The sequence below is a fragment of the Saccharopolyspora sp. NPDC000995 genome (genome assembly GCF_053599315.1).
In genome coordinates this window covers 1-1,065 of record NZ_JBSFLZ010000368.1, presented here as the reverse complement: position 1 = coordinate 1,065, position 1,065 = coordinate 1, and the positions used below count along the sequence as shown (strand labels likewise).

At 63.3% G+C, this 1,065-nt stretch carries 2 protein-coding genes; one reads left to right on the top strand and one right to left on the bottom strand.

Annotation, left to right across the window (positions count from 1 at the left end; translation table 11 throughout):
* Positions 1 to 176 precede the first annotated feature (176 nt).
* Entirely contained in the window at positions 177 to 656 is a 480-nt protein-coding gene (locus ACWDKQ_RS36375; protein ID WP_450143273.1) for an IS3 family transposase, read from the top strand.
* Here ACWDKQ_RS36375 and ACWDKQ_RS36370 read toward each other — a convergent pair.
* Positions 653 to 871, bottom strand: a complete 219-nt coding sequence (locus ACWDKQ_RS36370; protein WP_450143272.1) for a hypothetical protein — start codon at positions 869 to 871, stop codon at positions 653 to 655. The genes ACWDKQ_RS36375 and ACWDKQ_RS36370 overlap by 4 nt on opposite strands.
* Positions 872 to 1,065: the final 194 nt, after the last annotated feature.

Sequence of the window (1,065 nt, the reverse complement as noted above, 5' to 3'; positions counted from 1 at the left end):
CGTCATGCCGTGGAATGCGGAATCAACCGGCTCAAGCGGAACCGGGCCGTGGCCACCCGGTACGACAAACTCGCTGTCCGTTACGAGGCCACGGTAGTCATCGCGTCTATCAACGAGTGGCTCTGACATCTGAAACAGACCCTAGTACACCTGCGTGTTTCCGTTCCGGCGTCGCGATGAAGGTCGAGTTCGTCGAGTCCCGGCGGGAAGAGCACGGTGTCCAGCCGGTCCTGGAGGCGCTCGAGCAGACGCCCGCCGAGATCGCACAGTCGACGTACTACGCGGCCAAGCCCCGCCCGGAGTCGGCCCGTGCGGCACGAGACCGGGAGCTGACCGAGAAGATCGAGCGGGTGCACGAGGACAACTACGGCGTCTACGGGGCGCGCAAGGTCTGGGCCGAGCTCAACCGGCAGGGCAGCGACGTGGCCCGGTGCACGGTCGAGCGGCTCATGCGCGAGATGCGTGGACTGCTACGCGACATCTCCCCACGAACAACACGGCCGGCAGCGGAGACCAGCAGGCCAGGTGACCTGGTCAAACGTGACTTCACGGCCACGCGTGTGAACGAGTTGTGGGTGGCGGACATCACCTACGTGCGCACCGCCGCCGGCTGGGTTTACGCGGCGTTTCTGTGGAATCTGAAATGTCTGTTTTAGTCTGGTTTGCTGTGGCTGACGTCGACGATCGGGAGCAGGGTGGCGGATGGTGAGATGCCGATCTCACGTGGGGTGGGGCCTGCTGGGGTGGGGACGTTGGTGAGTTTGCCGAGCAGCTGGTCGAGCGTGGCTTGGCCGTCGTGAATGGCGGCTTGTTCGTCGTCGGTGAGCGGGATGGCGGCTAGCATGCGCTGGAGGTTTTCCTTGGCCTCCAACACTTGTGCCTTGCTGGAGTCTTTTGGGGTGTAGAAATCGCAGCGGGCGCAAGCCATCCGGTGTGGACACTGCTCGAAGAAAGTGTAGGTGCAGTAGCCGCTGAGGTTTCGCGGTTATGCGGCGGTTGCGGTGCTGGTCGTGGGCCTGTCGGGATATTGATCTGTTGTGTTCTGGCCTGCGGTGATGGTCGTAA

Bases quoted from the DNA above. Each gene is read 5' to 3' on its own strand.
- ACWDKQ_RS36375 (WP_450143273.1), top strand. From the start codon at position 177: ATGAAGGTCGAGTTCGTCGAGTCCCGGCGGGAAGAGCACGGTGTCCAG.